Below are 17,129 nucleotides of genomic sequence, written 5' to 3' on the forward strand. Positions count from 1 at the left end.
GCGGCTCAGGGGCGAAGATGTTGAAGAAGCGTGGAGCGGAACGAGTCGATATGGTTTTCGACGGCCGCGCGTGCGCCGGCGGCATCGCGCGCGGACAGCCGGTCGAACAGTTCGCGATGCTCGTGCTGGACGTCGGCGAGATGGTGGGGTTCGGACAGCGTGACGAACCAGAAGCGCAGCGAGCGTTCGTGCAGCGCGCGCAGGATCTCGGCGAGAACCGCATTGCGCGCGGCCGCGGCGATCGCCTGGTGGAACGCGCGGTCGAGTTCCATCATGCCCTCGACGTCGTGCGTGTCGACGCACGCCTGTCCTTCGTCGAGCAGCGCGGCCAGGCGCGCGAGATCGTCGGGCGTCGCATGGCGCGCGGCGAGTTCCGCGCAGTGCGCTTCGTTGATGCGCCGCACGTCGATCACCGCGACGATGTCGTCGAGCGACAGCGGCTGCACCATCAATCCCTTGCGCGGCATCACGGACAGCAGCCCTTCGAGCACGAGCCGATGGACGGCCTGGTGCACCGGCGTGCGGCCGATCCCGGTGCGGGCGACGAGGTCGGCTTCGTTGAGTGCGGCGCCGGGCTTCAGGCGCATCGTGATGATGTCGCGCTGGATCAGCGCATAAGCGCGGTCGGCGAGGCTGGCCGCCGGTGCGGCGGGGCGGTCGCGGGTGACGTCGGTCAGGGCATTCATGCGGGGTGTGGCGCGGCGGCCGGGCGGGGCGCGATCATGGCGCGGGCGATCGGGAAGCGTGGACGATGCCTGGATATTATTGTGATATATCACTGGTGTCCAGTACCGGCGGCGGTGCACCGGCTTGCCGGCGCGAGGGACGGGGGCGCTTGCCGGCGCAGTTTGCCGCCGACTTGCAACAATATCGACAGGATGTTGCAGGTTTGCCGCGCGATCGTGCGCTGACGCATAATGAATCCTCGTTTATCCATACGCGTGAGCGACGTACCAGACCATCGTCATGAGCGAAAACACGCCTTCCCCGGCCGGTCTGCCCGGCACCTCCTCCGTTTCTTCCGATTCCCCCCGTACCGATCCGGCGAAAGCGCCCGATGCGCCGGCAGCCCAGGCCGCCGCGCAGAACGTCGCCGCGGACGGCGCGTCGCCGGTCACTGCGGCGTCCGAGCCGGGTGCGCCCGGTGCAACGGGCACCGCCATCGATGGCGCTGTTGCCACGCCGCCGAAGCATGGCGCGCCGCCGCCGGGGTTCGGCGCGCAGCCCGACTTCGACACGCCGCGGCCGCCGCCGGCGAGCGCGCAGAATGCGCCGCCGGCCTACCTGAAGCAGAGCGACACGCCGTGGTCGGTGTTCGGCCGGATCGTGGCCGCGCGCGCGCGCCGGCTGTTCGACCGCGCTGGCCAGCGCATCACCCAGCGCACGCTGCGCATCGGCGTGTCGGCGCGGATCTTCCATCCGGAACCGGGTGCGAAGGGGCTGCGGGGCAAGACACTGCAGTATCTCGAGGAATCGATCGCGCACTGGGTGATGTCGCGCGACGTGCTCGTGTTCATGATTCCGACCGTCGGCCACCAGGGCATGATTCACCCGAGCAACATCCGCCTGCGCGACTACGCGAAGCATCTCGACGGGCTGCTGCTGCAGGGCGGCGCCGACGTGTCGCCGCAAACCTACGCCGCGTCCGACGCCCGCCCCGAATGGCCGGGCGATCGCGTGCGCGACATGTACGAACTCGAGCTGCTGCACGAGTTCGTCGAATCCGGCAAACCCGTCCTCGGCGTGTGCCGCGGCTGCCAGTTGATCAACGTCGCGTTCGGCGGCTCGCTGTACCAGGACATCGCCACCGACGTGCCCACCGCGAATGCGCACGTGAGCGAGCATTACGACCAGCATCGACACGCGATCCGCTTTCCCGATTCGTCGACGCTCGCGAGCATGTTCCCCGGGCGCAGCGAGGCGATCGTCAACTCGATTCACCATCAGGCGATCCGCGATCTCGGCCGTGATCTGAACATCGAGGCCGTGTCGGCGGGCGACGGGATCATCGAGGGCATTCGTCATCGGCGTTCGCCGTTCGTCGTCGGCGTGCAGTGGCACCCCGAGTTCCATCGCGCCGGCGGCTCGGAGCTGCTCGACTGCACGCCGCTGCTCGATGCGTTCCTGCGCGCGGCGCGCGAAACCCGCCTGTAGCCAGCCACTTTCTTCGCGTCGTACGAAGGCCGGCCGCATCCCGATAAATTCGAGATGCGGCCATTTCGTTTTGAACGATAATCGCGAGTTCCGATTCGTTCGCCGGAGTCCGACGTTGGTTTTCCGAAATTTCTCCCCTGCACGATGCGCAACGTGGATCGTTGCGCTGGCTGCCTGCACGCAAGCAGGCACGGCCTGGTCCGCCGACGCGACCGCGCCGGCCGCCGGTACGCGCCCGGCGGTCACGAGCCTGCGCGGCGACGCGGCGGCGTCCGCCACGGTGGCGACGGATGCATCCGCGCAAGGCAACGTCGCCGAGCTGACGCAGATGCTGCACGATGGCCGGATCGTCGAAATGCGCACGACGTACAACGGCAGCTACGGTGCGAGCCTGATGTTCGATCCGCGCGAGATGACCTACTACGTCGCGCTGTTCCAGGACAAGCACCTGTGGCGTGTGATCCGGTCGCAGGAGAAGAGCCGCGCGGAGATGGTGTACGCGAACTTCGTTCAGCAGACCGTACAACTCGCCGATATCGAGATCCGTCGTACCGAGCTGGAGGCGCAGAAAGCGTTTCTCGAGCGCGTGATCGCGCTGCAGGCGAACCGTGCGCAGCAGTTGCAGGCCGACCTGAGCGTTGCGCGTAGCCAGCAGGCCGAAGTCGCGCAACGGCAGCGTTCGGCGCAGGAGCAGGCACAGGCGCTGCAGGTCGAGAAGCGGGCCGCGCAGATGCAGTTGCGTGATCTGCAGGAGCAGGTGCGGCAACTCGAGAAGCAGACCGAGACGGGGCTGCCGGCACACAAGTAGCGATTCGTCGGACGGACGGTGAGAGACGGGCAAAACCCGGCGAAGCGCGCTTCGCCGGGTTTTTTTCATGGTGCGGCCGTCAGCGCGCGAACGCGTCCGGCGTATCGGTCAGGCGGCGGTGGGACAGTTGTGCCGTCCAGTCGAAACCGGCGGCGGGCGTGTGCGATGGGCGCTCGGGTTGGGTAGCGCGCAGCGCGCTTGCCATTGCGATCAGCGTGAGCGGATCGTCGAGCGAGTCGCGTGGTTCGGCGATTGCGGGCGACGCGGGGGCGAACTGATCATGTGCGCGTGGGGCAACCGCGCTGCTCCGGACCGGTGGGCGCGCGGCCAGCCGCGACGGGGTCGCGGGCCGGGCCGGTGCTGCCGTCGCGCCGCGTTTGTCGTTCGAACGGAGTGACGATGCAACGGCCGTGGGCGGCACGTTGGACGTTGCGTCGGGACGAAGCGGTGCCGGACGGCGCGCGACGTGGTGCATGACCTGCGGCGCTTCGGCCGTTGTCGCGACAGGCGCGGCCATCGTGCGCTGCGGTGGCGTGCTCGTCGACGTACCCGGCTGTACCGTCGCGACCTGCACGGTGCCGGACCACGATGTAGCGTGATCCGGCACGCTGCCGGCCGCTTGAATCGCGTATGTGGGCCCGAAGCCCGCGGGCGGTTCATATGCGGCGATCAGCCAGCCGATGATGCCGAGCGCGCCGATGCTCCAGCAGATCGCATACCGCGCACGCCGGTCGTGAGAGCGGCGGATGCGCGCGCCGGCAACGCCGGCCGGCACGACCGGCGCGCCAGCCGAAACCGGCATCGATAACGCCACGGACCGCGGCTGCCAGCGGCATGCGCTGTGCGGCCGGTCTACGTCGATGCAGGATGTCGTCAGCGTGGCGAGACAGTGCCTGTCGGGCCGTGCACCGGGCGCGCCGCGAAAGGTCCATTCGCGGCCGAACGACGGAGCGATATCGAGCGGCGTGACGCGAGGGCGGGCGAGTGCGCCTTCGACGGGGACGAGTGGCGATGGGGTCATGAGGGCGGTACGCCGTGCGACACGGGCAACCGTGCCGGCCGCGGCGCGGAAATGTCGTCGCAAATCGTGACATTGTGGTCAGGCGGCGAGAGCAGGTCGATCAGATCAATCCGATTTTTTCTTCCGATTCTGGGCGACTCGTACGAGAAGAGTGCCGCGACGGCAATGGCAACGGTCGCGGCGGCACAAGGCAAATGTCGGGTTGGCGTGGCATGATGCGCGAACCATGCCGGCGCGCGCGTCGTCGCGCGGCGCGCCGCCGGCGGGCAGCGATGCCCGTGCGCGCCGGCCCGGCGCCGCGCGCGTCGTCGGATCCATGCGGCGCGGATTCGCGCCATCCGAGCTGAGCGAGAAAAACATGTCCACAGCGTCACACGCCATCACGCAGGAATCGAAATTCCGCACCGTGTTCCGCGTCGTCAGCGGCAACTTCCTGGAAATGTACGACTTCATGGTCTACGGCTATTACGCGTCGGCCATCGCGAAAACCTACTTTCCGAGCGGCAACGCATTCGCGTCGCTGATGCTGTCGCTGTCGGTGTTCGGCGCGGGCTTCCTGATGCGCCCGGTCGGCGCGATCGTGCTCGGTGCGTACATCGACCACCACGGCCGGCGCAAGGGGCTGATCCTGACACTCGGGCTGATGGCGCTCGGCACGCTCACGGTGGCCGCGATACCCGGCTACGCGACGATCGGCGTGCTCGCGCCGGTGCTCGTGCTGCTCGGCCGGCTGCTGCAGGGCTTTTCGGCGGGCGTCGAACTCGGCGGCGTGTCGGTCTACCTGTCGGAGATCGCGACGAAGGGCCACAAGGGGTTCTATACGTCGTGGCAATCGGGCAGCCAGCAGGTGGCCGTGGTGTTCGCCGCGTTCGTCGGCGTGCTGCTCAACCGTGCGCTGCCGGTCGAGGAGATGACCGCGTGGGGGTGGCGCATTCCGTTCCTGATCGGCTGCCTGATCGTGCCGTTCCTGTTCCTGATCCGGCGTTCGCTGAAGGAGACCGACGAGTTCCTCGCGAAGCGTCATCGTCCGACGATGGGCGAGATCATGCGTTCGATGCTCGACAACTGGGACGTCGTGGTGGCGGGCATGGGGATGGTGATCATGACGACGGTGTCGTTCTACATGATTACCGCCTATACGCCGACGTTCGGCAAGGAAGTGCTGCACCTGTCGTCGCTCGACGCGCTCGTCGTGACCGTCTGCGTGGGGATTTCCAATCTCGTGTGGCTGCCGCTGTCCGGTGCGTTGTCCGACCGCATCGGTCGCCGCCCGGTGCTGATTGCGTTTACCGTGCTGACGCTGCTGTCGGCTTACCCGGCCGTGCTGTGGCTCGTCGGCGATCCGTCGTTCCTGCGGCTGCTCGCGGTCGAGCTGTGGCTGTCATTCCTGTATGCGTCGTATAACGGCGCAATGGTCGTCGCGCTGACCGAAGTGATGCCGGCCGACGTGCGCACGGCCGGTTTCTCGCTGGCATACAGCCTGGCGACGACGATCGGCGGCTTCACGCCCGCGATCTCGACGCTGCTGATTCATCAGACCGGCAACAAGGCCGCGCCGGGGCTGTGGCTGAGCGTTGCCGCGATTTGCGGGCTGATCGCGACACTCGTGCTGTATCGCACGCCCGAGGCTCGCAACCAGTACAAGGCGGCCTGACGGGCAAGCACATGTCGCGCGGCGCCGGCCGCGCGCGTCGCATGGACAAAGGGAGCCCGGGTAAACGGCGCTCCCTTTTTTCGTCCGCGTTCAGGCTTCGCGCAGCATGCCGGCGACTGCTGTCGCCACGTCGAGCCATTGCCCCGGTGCGGGCTGGCGGGCGAGCCTGGCCTGCGGATACCACGGGCAGTCGTCGCCGGTGAACCAGCGCCAGTCGGGCGCGAACGGCAGCATGACCCACAGTGGCTTGCCGAGCGCGCCGGCGAGATGCGCGACCGCGGTATCGATCGTGACGACGCCGTCGAGCCGTTCGATCAGCGCGGCTGTGTCGGCAAAGTCGTTCAACCGGCCGTCGAACCGGTGCACGCGCGGATGCGCGTCGACGCGCGCGCGTTCGTCCTCGTCGAGTGCGGGTTGCAGCACGATCCAGTCGATATCCGGCAGCGCGAGCAGCGGCGCGAGCGTGTCGAACGGCATCGAGCGGTTTTCCTGCGCCTGCCGGCGCCCCGACCATGCAAGGCCGAACTTGCGCTTCGACTGCCCGCCGAGCGAGCCGCGAAAGCGCCTGCCGGCGCCGTCGGGGGCGTCGAGGTAGCGCGAGCCCGCGACGATGTCCTCCGCCTGAAGCCCGAGCAGGAACGGCAAGCTCATCAGCGTGCAGGCGACATCCGCGGCGGGCGGTTTCGCGGTGCCCTGTGCGACGAGGGTCACGCGCCAGCGCGCGGCCGCCGGCGCCAGCAGCGTAACGAGTTCCGGCTGGACTTCGAGCACGACGCGCGCGCAGCGCGCGCGGGCGAGCGGCACGAAGCGGACGAACTGCAGGGTGTCGCCGAAGCCCTGTTCCGCGCGGATCAGCAGCGTACGCGACGCAATCGGTTCGCCTTGCCAGCGCGGCAGCGTGCCGAGCGGCGTCGCGCCCGGCGTGTCGTGGCGCGCTTCATAGGCGGGCAGGCCGCGCGTGAAGTCGCCGAGCGTCAGCAGCGTGACCGCGCGGTGCAGCCGTGCCAGCGTGAGATCGGGGGCGACACGCAGCGCCTGGTCGAACGCGCGCAGCGCCATCTCGTGCGCACCGAGCGCGTGATGTGCGTTGCCGAGGTTCAGCCAGGCCAGGCTGAACGACGGATCGAGACCGACCGCTCGCTCGTAGAAGGGCAGCGCGTCGCGGTGGCGCGCCTGCGCGCTCAGTGCGTTCGCGAGCCCGAACAGCGCGAGCGGAAACGGCGGATGCAGCGCGAGCGCGGCTTCGAACGCGGCGGCCGCCTCGGCATGCCGGCCGACCGCGTCGAACGTGTTGCCGAGATTGAAGTGCGCGGCGACGAAGCGCGGCTGCGCGGCGATCGCGGCCTGGAAGTGCGCGATCGCATCGTCGGCGCGGCCCATCGCGTTCAGCGCCATCGCGAGGTTGTTGTGCGCCCCCGCATGCCCCGGCCGCAACTCGAGCGCGCGATGGAACGCGGCGAGCGCATCGTCGTGGCGGCCGAGCGCGTTCAGCGCGTTGCCGAGATTGTTGTGGATCGATGCATCGTCGGGCGTGAGCCGCAGCGCGCGGCCGAATGCGTCGATCGCATCGTCGTGGCGCTGCAGCGCCGCATACGCGTTGCCGAGGTTGTAGTGCGCGAGCGGAAATTCGGGCGCGAGCGTCAGCGCGTTGCGAAAGCGGTCGACCGCTTCGTCGAGCCGGCCGAGCGCCTTCAGCGCGTTGCCGAGATTGAGCTGCAGCGCGGCATCGTCCGGACGCAGCGCGACGGCGCGGCCGACGAGGTCGGCCGCCTCGGCGTGCTGGCCCTGCTGGTGCCGCAGCACGCCGAACAGATGCAGCGCGTCGGCGTTGGCGGGATCGGAGGCGAGCGCGTTGCGATAGCCGTGCTCGGCCTCGGCGAGGCGGCCCGCGCGGTGTGCGGCATACGCTCGGTCGAATGCGGTATCCATGACGCGAAAACTGACGGAAAGGGCGTATTTTCCCACACCGCGCGGCGCCGCCGCGCGTCGGCCGATCGGCATATGGCCCCGTCACGTGGAGCGGCGTAGACTTGCAGGATCGCGTGTCATCGAGGTTCTCATGGCTGACACACTGCCCGATATCCTGCCCGTGCTGATCGTCGGTGCGGGGCCGACCGGCCTTGCCGCGGCGATGAGCCTCGCGCGAGCCCGCGTGCCGGTGCGCATCATCGATCGGCTTGCCGCGCCCGCGCCGCATTCGCGCGCGATCGGCATCCAGGCGCGCACGCTCGAACTGCTGGAGCAGCACCGCGCGGTCGAACCGTTTCTCGCGCTCGGCCATCGTGCGCATGCAGCCGCGCTCCATGCCGACGGCCGCGTGATCGCGCGGCTCGATTTCGATCCGCTGCACACGCGCTATCCGTACCTGCTGTTTCTCGACCAGACCGTCACCGAGCGCCTGCTCGCCGAGCATCTGGCCCGGCTCGGCGTGACGGTCGAGCGCGGCGCGACGCTGACCGCATGCGATGCGGGCGGCGCGTCGCTCGACGTGTCGATCCGCCGCGCCGACGGTCGTGACGAATCGTTCGCGCCGTCGTACCTGATCGCCGCCGACGGCGCGCACAGCACGGTCAGGCATCTGCTCGGCCTGGGCTTCACCGGGCAGGCGTTCGAGCAGACGTTCCTGCTCGCCGATTTCGCGGCGATACCCGACTGGCCGGACGAAGAGATCCACCTGTTCGCGACACCCGAAGGCATGGCCGGCCTGTTTCCGATGGGGGGCGGCCGTTACCGGCTCGTGGCCGACCGGCCGCCCGGCAGCGACGCGTCGTCCGATGCGCCGGTCCCGTCGCTCGCGGAATGCGACGCGATCGTGCGTGCCCGTGCCGGCGCGTCGATCTCGCCGAGCGATCTCGCGTGGTCGTCCTATTTTCACCTGCACAGCCGGATGGTCGACCGGCTGCGTCACGGCCGCGTGTTCTTCGCGGGCGACGCCGCGCACGTCCACAGCCCGGCCGGGGCGCAGGGCATGAACACCGGCATCCAGGAAGCGTTCAATCTTGGCTGGAAGCTCGCGCGCGTGCTCGGCGCGGGCACGCCCGAACGGCTTCTCGACACGTATCACGCGGAACGTCATCCGATCGAGCGCGACGTGTTGCGGCAGACCGGTTTCGTCACGCAGGTCGTCGAAGCCGAGCGCGGCGCGATGAAGCTGCTGCGCGATCATGTCGTGCCGCTGCTGGCGTCGTTCGGGCCGATGCGCGACGCGGTGCGGCGTACGGTCAGCGAACTCGGCGTGCAGTACCGGAAGAGCCCGCTCACGCTGGAGCGCGTGCTTGACGGCGGGCCGCGCGCAGGTGAGCGGGCACCCGATGCATACGTGCGCGTGGTCGACGGGCCGCTCGGTCAGGCGCCCGGCACGGCGCGGCTATACGACCTGCACGATCCGGCGAGCTTCACGTTGCTGCTGCTGGAAGAGCCGCCGGACGTCGACGCCGGCGCGTTGCCGCCGATACCGGCCGATGCGCAGGTGCTCGCGCAGGGGCTCGAACGGATCATGCCGGACGCGGTGCGCGTCTGGCGCGTCACCGATGCCGAAGGCGGGGATGCCGGGCTTGCGCAGGAATACGGCCGCTCACGGCCGTCGTTTTACCTGCTCCGGCCCGACGGTTACGTGGCCGCGCGCGGGCGCACGGCGACCGACGCGAACGCGTTGCTGCGTCACTGCGAAAGCTGGTTCGCGGGCATGTCGCGGCCCGCGTAGCGGGGCGGTCAGGCCTTTGCCGCGGCAGGCACGAGGGACGCGCGGTGCGCGGCGATCGCGTCGCGCACGATCGGTGCCGCGCGTTGCGCGGCCTCGCATGACGGATCGTCGAGCGCCGCGAGAAGCGCGCGGCGCATCCGCGGCTCCCAGAAGCGCCGGATATGGTCGGCGATACCGGCCAGCGCTTCGTCGCGATCGGGCATCGATTCGAAGAATGCGCCGATCTGGTTGGCCATGTCGATCAGGTGTCCGTTGTCCATCGCTTCCTCACTTGCCCGTGGTCACGCCGGCGGTCGCGGCCGCACGGCGCTCGAGCAGATCGAGCTGCTCGGCGTTGAAGCGTGCGTAGGCTTTCTGCCAGTCGGACGGCTGCGCGACGGGCAGCACCTGGACGGCCGTCACCTTGTACTCGGGGCAGTTCGTCGCCCAGTCCGAGCTGTCCGTCGTGATCACGTTCGCACCCGATTCGGGGAAGTGGAACGTCGTATAGACGACGCCCGGCTGCATGCGTTCGGTCACGAGCGCGCGCAGCACCGTCTGCCCCGCGCGCGACTCGATGCCGACCCAGTCGCCGCTGCGGATCCCGCGATCCTGCGCGTCGTGCGGATGGATCTCGAGGCGATCCTCCTCGTGCCAGCGGACGTTCTCGGTGCGGCGCGTCTGTGCGCCGACGTTGTATTGCGACAGGATGCGACCCGTCGTCAGGATCAGCGGATAACGCTGCGTGACCTTCTCCGGCGACGCGATGAACTGCGTGATCACGAACTTGCCCTTGCCGCGCACGAATGCGTCGATGTGCATTGTCGGCGTGCCTTCCGGTGCGTGCTCGTTGCACGGCCACTGGATGCTGCCGAGCGCGTCGAGCTTCGCGTACGACACGCCCGAGAACGTCGGCGTGAGTCGCGCGATCTCGTCCATGATTTCCGACGGATGCGCATAGTCCATCTCGTAGCCGAGCGCGCGCGACAGCATCAGGGTAACTTCCCAGTCCGCGTAGCCCGCGAGCGGCGGCATCACCTTGCGCACGCGCGAGATGCGGCGTTCCGCGTTCGTGAACGTGCCGTCCTTCTCGAGGAACGACGAGCCGGGCAGCAGCACGTGCGCGTATTTCGCGGTCTCGTTCAGGAAGATGTCCTGCACGACGATGCATTCCATGGCCGACAGTGCGGCCGCGACGTGCTGCGTATTCGGGTCAGACTGGACGATGTCCTCGCCCTGGCAGTAGAGCCCCTTGAAGCTGCCGTCGAGCGCCGCGTCGAACATGTTCGGGATGCGCAGCCCCGGTTCGGGTTGCAGCGTGGCCGACCACGCCTGTTCGAACTGCGTGCGCACGATCGTGTCGCTGATGTGCCGGTAGCCGGGCAGCTCGTGCGGGAACGAGCCCATGTCGCACGAACCCTGCACGTTGTTCTGGCCGCGCAGTGGATTGACGCCGACGCCTTCGCGGCCGACGTTGCCGGTCGCCATCGCGAGGTTCGTGATGCCCATCACCGTCGTCGAGCCCTGCGCGTGCTCGGTCACGCCCAGCCCGTAGTAGATCGCGGCATTGCCGCCCGTCGCATAGAGGCGCGCGGCTTCACGGACCCGTTCCGCCGGCACGCCCGTCACGTCGGCGGTCGCCTCGGGAGAGTTGTCGGCACGCGATACGAATTCGCGCCACTGTTCGAATGCGCGCGTCTCGCAGCGCTCGGCGACGAACGCGTCGTCGACGAGCCCTTCGGTGACGATCACGTGCGCGAGTGCGTTGACGATCGCGACGTTGGTGCCGGGGCGCAGCTGCAGATGGTGGGTGGCCTTCACGTGCGGGCCGTCGACGACGTCGATGCGGCGCGGGTCGATCACGATCAGCTTCGCACCTTCGCGCACACGCCGCTTCAGCCGCGAGCCGAACACCGGGTGCCCGTCGGTCGGGTTCGCGCCCATCACGACGATCACGTCGGCCTGGCCGACCGACGCGAACGTCTGCGTGCCGGCCGATTCGCCGAGCGTCGTCTTGAGGCCGTAGCCCGTCGGCGAGTGGCACACGCGTGCGCAGGTGTCGACGTTGTTGTTGCCGAATGCGGCGCGCACCAGTTTCTGCACGAGGTAGGTTTCCTCGTTCGTGCAGCGCGACGACGTGATGCCGCCGATCGAGTCGCGGCCGTACTTCTGCTGCAGCTTGCGGAATTGCGTTGCCGCGTAGGTGAGCGCTTCGTCCCAGCTGACTTCGCGCCACGGGTCGGTGATCTTCTCGCGGATCATCGGCTTCGTGATGCGGTCCTTGTGCGTCGCGTAGCCCCATGCGAAGCGTCCCTTCACGCACGCATGGCCTTCGTTCGCGAGGCCGTTCTTGTGCGGCGTCATGCGCACGACCTGCGTGCCCTTCATCTCGGCCTTGAACGAGCAGCCGACGCCGCAGTACGCGCAGGTCGTGACGACGGAGTGTTCCGCCTGGCCGAGTTGCACGACCGTTTTTTCCTGCAGCGTGGCGGTCGGGCAGGCGGCGACGCATGCGCCGCACGATACGCATTCCGACGCCATGAACGATTCGCTTTCGCCCGCGGCGACGCGCGATTCGAAGCCGCGTGCGGCGATCGTCAGCGCGAACGTGCCTTGCGTTTCCTCGCAGGCGCGTACGCAGCGGTTGCAGACGATGCACTTCGACGGGTCGTACGTGAAGTACGGGTTCGACTCGTCCTTGCGGTCTTTCAGGTGATTCGCGCCGTCGAAGCCGTAGCGCACTTCGCGCAGCCCGACGACGCCCGCCATGTCCTGCAACTCGCAGTCGCCGTTGGCGGGGCAGGTGAGGCAGTCGAGCGGATGGTCGGAGATGTACAGCTCCATCACGTTGCGACGCAGCGACTGCAGCCGGTCCGACTGCGTGCGCACCTTCATGCCCGCTTCGGCCGGCGTCGTGCACGAGGCGGGATAACCTCGCCGGCCTTCGATCTCGACGAGGCACAGCCGGCACGAGCCGAACGGTTCGAGCGAATCGGTCGCGCAGAGCTTCGGGACGTTGACGCCGGCTTCGATCGCCGCGCGCATCACCGACGTGCCGGCCGGCACGGTGATCGGCTGGCCGTCGATTTCGAGCGTGACGTCGGTATCGGCATGCCGTTGCGGCGTGCCGTAGTCGGTATCGTCGAACGGATCGCGGGCACGCGCTTGCGCGGCGCTCTTGCACGCGCATTGGCCCGAGCCGCAGCCGCCTTGGCGGACGTTGTTCGTGTCGAGGGACATGCAGGGCTCCTTCTGGGTCAGGCCGCAGCCTTGACCGGACCCGACGCGGCATCCTTGCCGGCGGCGAGCCCGAAATCTTCGGGGAAATGGTCGAGCGCGGACAGCACCGGGTAGGGTGTCATGCCGCCCATTGCGCACAGCGAACCGGCCAGCATCGTGTCGCACAGGTCGCGCAGCAGCGTGACCTGCCGCTCCGACGTGTCGCCGTGGCGGATGCGCGCGATCGTCTCGACGCCACGTGTCGAACCGATCCGGCACGGCGTGCACTTGCCGCACGACTCGATCGCGCAGAACTTCATCGCGTATTCGGCCAGCTCGGCGAGGTTCGACGTATCGTCGTGGAGCACGATGCCGCCGTGCCCGACGACCGCGCCGATCGCCGTGTACGCTTCGTAGTCGAGCGGCACATCCCACTGTTGGTCGGGCAGGTAGGTGCCGAGCGGGCCGCCGACCTGGGCGGCGCGCGCGGGCCGTCCGCTTGCCGTGCCGCCGCCGAAATCGAACAGCAGCTCGCGCAGCGTGACGCCGAACGCGAGCTCGACGAGGCCGCCGTGGCGGATGTTGCCCGCGAGCTGGAACGGCAGCGTGCCGCGTGAGCGGCCCATCCCGTAGTCGCGATAGAACGCGGCGCCGCGCGCGAAGATCACGGGCGCCGTCGCGAGCGTGATCACGTTGTTGATGACGGTCGGCTGGCCGTACAGGCCCGCGAGCGCGGGCAGCGGCGGTTTCGCCCGCACGACGCCGCGCTTGCCTTCGAGCGATTCGAGCAGTGCCGTTTCCTCGCCGCACACGTACGAGCCCGCGCCTTTCGCGACGTGCAGCTCGAACGCATGCGCGGAGCCGAGCACGTGCTCGCCGAGCCAGCCGGCTTCGCGTGCACGGACGATCGCGGCTTCGAGCGTGGCGATTGCATGCGGGTATTCGCTGCGCACGTAGATGTAGCCGACCGTCGCGCCGGTCGCGACGCCCGCGATGATCATCCCTTCGATCAGGCAGTACGGATCGCACTCCATCAGCAGGCGGTCGGAGAACGTGCCCGAATCGCCTTCGTCTGCATTGCAGACGATGTATTTCTGCGTGGCGCTGGCTTGCCGGACCGTGCGCCATTTGATGCCGGCCGGGAACGCGGCACCGCCGCGGCCGCGCAACCCCGATTCGATCAGCGTTTCGCACGCGGCATCGCCGTCGAGCGCGAGCGCGTTCTTCAGGCCGGCGAGGCCTTCGTATTGCAGGTAGTCGTCGATCGACAGCGGATCGGTCAGGCCGATGCGTGCGAACGTGAGGCGTTGCTGGCGCGCGAGATAGGGCAATGCGTCGACGAGGCCGACACCGCTCGGATGCGTGCCGCCGTCGAGCCAGTTTGCGTCGAACAGGGCCGGCACGTCGGCGGCCGACAGGTTCGCATAACCGACGCGGCCGGCGGCCGTGCCGACCTCGACGAGCGGCTCGAGCCACAGCAGCCCGCGCGAACCGTTGCGGACCAGCTCGACGGCGACGCCGCGCCGCTGCGCTTCCGCCGTGATGGCGGCGGCGAGCGCGTCGGCGCCGAGTGCCAGTGCGGACGAATCGCGCGGAACGTAGATGCGGGTCGTCATGCGGCCTCCGGGGTATGGGCGACCGCCTCGGCAAGCAGCGCGTCGAATTTCTCCGGCGTGACCTTCGCGTGCAGCACGCCGTTGACCGTCAGCGACGGCGATTGCGCACACAGTCCGAGGCAGTAGACCGATTCGAGCGCGACGTCTCCGGGCGCATGCGCGTTCGCGACATCGCCGTGCGCCGCGTCGAACCGGCAACCCGTGCGGGCTTCCGCATGCGCGGCCAGCGCTTCGCAGCCCATGCTGCGGCACGCTTCGGCACGGCACATCTGGATCGTCACGCGGGCGGGCGGCGCGGTGCGGAAGTGGTGGTAGTAAGTCAGTACGCCGTGCACTTCCGCGCGCGACAGGTTGAGCGCCCTGGCGAGCGGCGCGACGCAGCCCGGCGGCACGTAGCCCGCGTCGTCCTGGATCGCGTGCAGGATCGCCACGAGCGACCGGCCGGCGCGCGCATGGCGCTCGACGAGCGCGTCGGGCGCTTCGGAATTCGGGGACATCGGTTGTGCTCCTCCAAAGTCTCATATGCGCTCCAAATTCATATAGTGCGCACTTCGACTTCGTTCTGATTGATTTTGAACAACGATAAGCGGAAGATTTGGCGGTCGCAATAGGAAATCGGAGTGCATAATTGGTTCGAATCGAATGCGACGCGTATCTGACCGTACGCGACACGGAAGGCCGTGCGGCCAGCCTGTCGGATGTCGCGCCGTTGCTGGAACTCGTGGCCGACACGGGCAGCATCGCGCAGGCCGCGCACGCGAAAGGGCTGTCCTACCGGCACGCGTGGGGCATGCTGCGCGCGCTGGAGGCGTGCATCGGCGGGGAACTGATCGAAACCGCGCGCGGCAAGGGCTCGACGCTGTCGGCGCTCGGGCAGGCGGTCGTCGATGCGCAGCGCCTCGCGCGCAGCCGGCTCGACGGTAACCTGCGGACGCTGGCGGCCGAGGTGGCGAGCGACCTGAACCGGCGGCTCGCGCAGCGCGACGGCGCCGTGCGCATTCATGCGTCGCACGGCTACGCGGTCGCGACGCTCGTATCCGCGCTCGTCGATGCGCAGGCGGCTGTCGACATCAAGTATCGCGAGAGCGTCGAGGCCGTGCAGGCGCTTGCCCGCGGCGAGTGCGACCTGGCGGGCTTCCATCTGCCGCGCGGTGCGTTTCGTGCGCAGTGCGCGCAAATCTACCGGCCGTGGCTCGACGATACGCGCCATGTGCTGATCCACCTGACTCGGCGCCAGCAGGGGCTGTTCGTCCCGCGCGGCAACCCGAAGCAGGTTCGCGGCCTCGCGGATCTCGCGCGCAATGACATCCGCTTCGTCAACCGCCAGCCGGGGTCGGGCACGCGCATGCTGCTGGACCTCGCGCTGCGCGCGATCGGCATTGATCCCGAGCGCATCGACGGCTACGCGTCGGCCGAGCTCACGCATTCGGCGATCGCGGCGTTCGTCGCGAGCGGGATGGCCGATCTCGGCTTCGGCGTCGAACCTGCCGCCCATCATTTCGGGCTCGATTTCATCCCGGTCGTCGACGAGGACTATTACTTCGCGTGCGAACGCGCGCGGCTCGACGCGCGGCCGCTTGCCGGCGTACTGGCGCTGCTGCGCGACGCGCGCTTCGTCGAGCGCGTCGCGCATCTCGACGGCTACGATCCGGCTGCGTGCGGAACGTTGACGAGCATCGCGACGGGGCTGGCCGGCGGCGACGGCGCGAGCGTGCCGGGCGGCAATTCGCGGTAACGCGCGCGCGATCGAACCGCGCTGCAGCAGCGGGGGATTTGCGCTACGCTTGCCGCTTGACCAACGTTCCAACAAGTACGCCGTTCAAGCGTCATCCCGCCATGAAATTTTCCGTTCCCCTCGCCGCGGCAGCGTTGACCGCGGGGCTGCTGGCCGCTGTTTCGCCGTTCGCGCTCGCGCAGAATTCCCCCGGTGTGCCTGGCGGTATCCTGAGCGAACAGTTTCGCCTGAACGAGCATCCGCAGATGCCGTTCGCAGCGTCGACGCCGTCGCAGAAATACCAGAGCGGCAAGAAGTCGGCCTTGCGCCGTAAGGGCGACCTGGGCGATCCGAACGGCTGCAACCTGAAGTGTCCGATGGATAGCCAGTAACCGGGCGGACGGAGTACGTCCGCAAGGGTCATGCGGCGCCGGTTCGCTTGACGGGCGTTGCGTCCACGTACTGGCCTGGCCGGTTGACCGGCGACTGCCGGAGTCCCGTGGGATTCCGGTTCTGTCGAGCCCCGCGAAGTGTTGCCGCTTCGCGGGCTTTTGCTTTCCGGCGGAATCTTCATGCGATTCGGTGTCGGGCGATGCCTGCATGCGCGCATCGTCGGCCTGATGGGGGAGGGATAGGGTTAACCCGTAAATCAGGAAGGATGTCTTCCAGAAACCTGCCTTATTCTTAAGCATCCGCCTACATAAACTTCGGGTTGTCAGCGATGAACAAGGTGTTCACCGCGAACACAGACAAATCTGGAGGTAGGTCATCATGAAGTCGCTCGTTCAAGCTGTTGTCGTTGCTGCCGCTCTCGTTGCCCCGGTCGTGTCGTTTGCCCAGTCGGGTTCGACGATCACCCGCGCGCAGGTTCGCGCCGAACTGGTCCAGTTGCAGCAGGCAGGTTACAACTCCGCTCGCGGCGAAGATCCGCATTATCCGGAAGCGATCCAGGCCGCAACGGCGCGTGTTGCCGAGCAACAGCGCAGCGCGATGGCGCAAGCGCAAGGCGCCGACGCCAGCGGTTACGGTGCACAGGCGCAGGGTGCTTCGGCGTCGGGTTCGCGTGCAATGGGCGTGCGCCCGGCCACCGCTGAAGAAATGAAGTCGCTGTATCGCGGCAGCTAAGCCGCACATCGCCCGGTGTGCGTGAGTGCTGGTGCGACGACGCGTCCGGCACTGCGGCACCCGGGCCGGCCGCCGCCTGGCGCGATCGATGATTGTGCGGGCGCGGCAGGACATCCGTCACCTCCTGTCGCCGGAA

General features: G+C 68.4%; 15 protein-coding genes. 7 read left to right on the forward strand and 8 right to left on the reverse strand.

From position 1 onward, the window contains the following. Window positions 1–5 precede the first annotated feature (5 nt). Window positions 6–686 carry a GntR family transcriptional regulator gene (locus APZ15_RS08815; protein ID WP_027788082.1) on the reverse strand — a complete coding sequence of 227 codons (681 nt, stop codon included), beginning with the start codon at window positions 684–686 and terminating at the stop codon, window positions 6–8. 280 nt (window positions 687–966) lie between these two features. Between APZ15_RS08815 and APZ15_RS08820 the strand changes: the two genes are divergently transcribed. After that, the gene (locus APZ15_RS08820) at window positions 967–2,154 is read left to right on the forward strand and encodes a gamma-glutamyl-gamma-aminobutyrate hydrolase family protein (RefSeq protein ID WP_027788081.1); all 1,188 of its coding nucleotides are present in this window, start codon (window positions 967–969) and stop codon (window positions 2,152–2,154) included. Between the two features lie 115 nt (window positions 2,155–2,269). Continuing rightward, a complete protein-coding gene (locus tag APZ15_RS08825) occupies window positions 2,270–2,962 on the forward strand; it encodes a DUF2968 domain-containing protein (protein ID WP_027788080.1) in 693 nt (230 codons plus the stop codon). Between the two features lie 79 nt (window positions 2,963–3,041). Here the strand turns inward: APZ15_RS08825 and APZ15_RS08830 are convergent, their stop codons facing one another. Beyond that, complete coding sequence (locus APZ15_RS08830) at window positions 3,042–3,764, reverse strand: hypothetical protein (protein ID WP_226153258.1); 723 nt, start codon at window positions 3,762–3,764, stop codon at window positions 3,042–3,044. A 324-nt stretch (window positions 3,765–4,088) separates the two neighbouring features. After that, the gene (locus tag APZ15_RS40810) at window positions 4,089–4,343 is read right to left on the reverse strand and encodes a hypothetical protein (RefSeq protein ID WP_138143311.1); all 255 of its coding nucleotides are present in this window, start codon (window positions 4,341–4,343) and stop codon (window positions 4,089–4,091) included. Here APZ15_RS40810 and tcuC point away from each other — a divergent pair. Then, window positions 4,342–5,637, forward strand: a complete 1,296-nt coding sequence (gene tcuC, locus APZ15_RS08835) for an MFS transporter (RefSeq protein ID WP_027788078.1) — start codon at window positions 4,342–4,344, stop codon at window positions 5,635–5,637. The genes APZ15_RS40810 and tcuC overlap by 2 nt on opposite strands. 90 nt (window positions 5,638–5,727) lie before the next feature. Here the strand turns inward: tcuC and APZ15_RS08840 are convergent, their stop codons facing one another. Then, entirely contained in the window at window positions 5,728–7,566 is a 1,839-nt protein-coding gene (locus tag APZ15_RS08840; RefSeq protein ID WP_370448712.1) for a tetratricopeptide repeat protein, read from the reverse strand. A 130-nt stretch (window positions 7,567–7,696) separates the two neighbouring features. On the opposite strand from APZ15_RS08840, the gene APZ15_RS08845 reads away from it, so the two are divergent. Next, on the forward strand, window positions 7,697–9,340 hold the full coding sequence (locus tag APZ15_RS08845; protein ID WP_027788076.1) for an FAD-dependent monooxygenase: 1,644 nt from the start codon (window positions 7,697–7,699) through the stop codon (window positions 9,338–9,340). An 8-nt stretch (window positions 9,341–9,348) separates the two neighbouring features. Here the strand turns inward: APZ15_RS08845 and APZ15_RS08850 are convergent, their stop codons facing one another. From APZ15_RS08850 to APZ15_RS08865, 4 genes are read right to left on the reverse strand one after another with little or no spacing between them, the layout of a single operon-like run. After that, window positions 9,349–9,600: a formate dehydrogenase subunit delta gene (locus APZ15_RS08850; protein WP_027788075.1), complete on the reverse strand. Its 252-nt coding sequence runs from the start codon at window positions 9,598–9,600 to the stop codon at window positions 9,349–9,351. Window positions 9,601–9,607: 7 nt separating this feature from the next. Next, window positions 9,608–12,559 carry a formate dehydrogenase subunit alpha gene (fdhF, locus tag APZ15_RS08855; protein ID WP_027788074.1) on the reverse strand — a complete coding sequence of 984 codons (2,952 nt, stop codon included), beginning with the start codon at window positions 12,557–12,559 and terminating at the stop codon, window positions 9,608–9,610. A gap of 17 nt (window positions 12,560–12,576) precedes the next feature. Then, window positions 12,577–14,154 carry a formate dehydrogenase beta subunit gene (locus APZ15_RS08860; protein WP_027788073.1) on the reverse strand — a complete coding sequence of 526 codons (1,578 nt, stop codon included), beginning with the start codon at window positions 14,152–14,154 and terminating at the stop codon, window positions 12,577–12,579. Beyond that, window positions 14,151–14,651 carry an NAD(P)H-dependent oxidoreductase subunit E gene (locus APZ15_RS08865; RefSeq protein ID WP_027788072.1) on the reverse strand — a complete coding sequence of 167 codons (501 nt, stop codon included), beginning with the start codon at window positions 14,649–14,651 and terminating at the stop codon, window positions 14,151–14,153. The genes APZ15_RS08860 and APZ15_RS08865 overlap by 4 nt, the downstream gene beginning before the upstream one ends. Window positions 14,652–14,782: 131 nt before the next feature. Between APZ15_RS08865 and APZ15_RS08870 the strand changes: the two genes are divergently transcribed. The 3 genes from APZ15_RS08870 (at window position 14,783) to APZ15_RS08880 (ending at window position 16,993) form a co-directional block, all read left to right on the forward strand. Further along, window positions 14,783–15,889, forward strand: a complete 1,107-nt coding sequence (locus tag APZ15_RS08870) for a substrate-binding domain-containing protein (RefSeq protein ID WP_027788071.1) — start codon at window positions 14,783–14,785, stop codon at window positions 15,887–15,889. Between the two features lie 101 nt (window positions 15,890–15,990). Further along, window positions 15,991–16,260 (forward strand): hypothetical protein, encoded by a 270-nt coding sequence (locus APZ15_RS08875; protein ID WP_027788070.1) that lies wholly within the window; start codon window positions 15,991–15,993, stop codon window positions 16,258–16,260. Between the two features lie 379 nt (window positions 16,261–16,639). After that, window positions 16,640–16,993 (forward strand): DUF4148 domain-containing protein, encoded by a 354-nt coding sequence (locus APZ15_RS08880; protein WP_027788069.1) that lies wholly within the window; start codon window positions 16,640–16,642, stop codon window positions 16,991–16,993. Window positions 16,994–17,129: the final 136 nt, after the last annotated feature.

The sequence above is a fragment of the Burkholderia cepacia ATCC 25416 genome (assembly GCF_001411495.1).
In the GTDB taxonomy this organism is placed as follows: domain Bacteria; phylum Pseudomonadota; class Gammaproteobacteria; order Burkholderiales; family Burkholderiaceae; genus Burkholderia; species Burkholderia cepacia.

Excerpts from the sequence above, each read along its gene's own strand:
- APZ15_RS40810 (WP_138143311.1), bottom strand. The coding sequence starts at position 4,343 with ATGTTTTTCTCGCTCAGCTCGGATGGCGCGAATCCGCGCCGCATGGAT.
- APZ15_RS08845 (WP_027788076.1), top strand. The coding sequence starts at position 7,697 with ATGGCTGACACACTGCCCGATATCCTGCCCGTGCTGATCGTCGGTGCG.
- APZ15_RS08815 (WP_027788082.1), bottom strand. The coding sequence starts at position 686 with ATGAATGCCCTGACCGACGTCACCCGCGACCGCCCCGCCGCACCGGCG.
- APZ15_RS08850 (WP_027788075.1), bottom strand. The coding sequence starts at position 9,600 with ATGGACAACGGACACCTGATCGACATGGCCAACCAGATCGGCGCATTC.
- APZ15_RS08865 (WP_027788072.1), bottom strand. The coding sequence starts at position 14,651 with ATGTCCCCGAATTCCGAAGCGCCCGACGCGCTCGTCGAGCGCCATGCG.
- APZ15_RS08860 (WP_027788073.1), bottom strand. The coding sequence starts at position 14,154 with ATGACGACCCGCATCTACGTTCCGCGCGATTCGTCCGCACTGGCACTC.
- tcuC (WP_027788078.1), top strand. The coding sequence starts at position 4,342 with ATGTCCACAGCGTCACACGCCATCACGCAGGAATCGAAATTCCGCACC.
- APZ15_RS08820 (WP_027788081.1), top strand. The coding sequence starts at position 967 with ATGAGCGAAAACACGCCTTCCCCGGCCGGTCTGCCCGGCACCTCCTCC.
- APZ15_RS08875 (WP_027788070.1), top strand. The coding sequence starts at position 15,991 with ATGAAATTTTCCGTTCCCCTCGCCGCGGCAGCGTTGACCGCGGGGCTG.
- fdhF (WP_027788074.1), bottom strand. The coding sequence starts at position 12,559 with ATGTCCCTCGACACGAACAACGTCCGCCAAGGCGGCTGCGGCTCGGGC.
- APZ15_RS08840 (WP_370448712.1), bottom strand. The coding sequence starts at position 7,566 with ATGGATACCGCATTCGACCGAGCGTATGCCGCACACCGCGCGGGCCGC.
- APZ15_RS08830 (WP_226153258.1), bottom strand. The coding sequence starts at position 3,764 with ATGCCGGTTTCGGCTGGCGCGCCGGTCGTGCCGGCCGGCGTTGCCGGC.
- APZ15_RS08880 (WP_027788069.1), top strand. The coding sequence starts at position 16,640 with ATGAAGTCGCTCGTTCAAGCTGTTGTCGTTGCTGCCGCTCTCGTTGCC.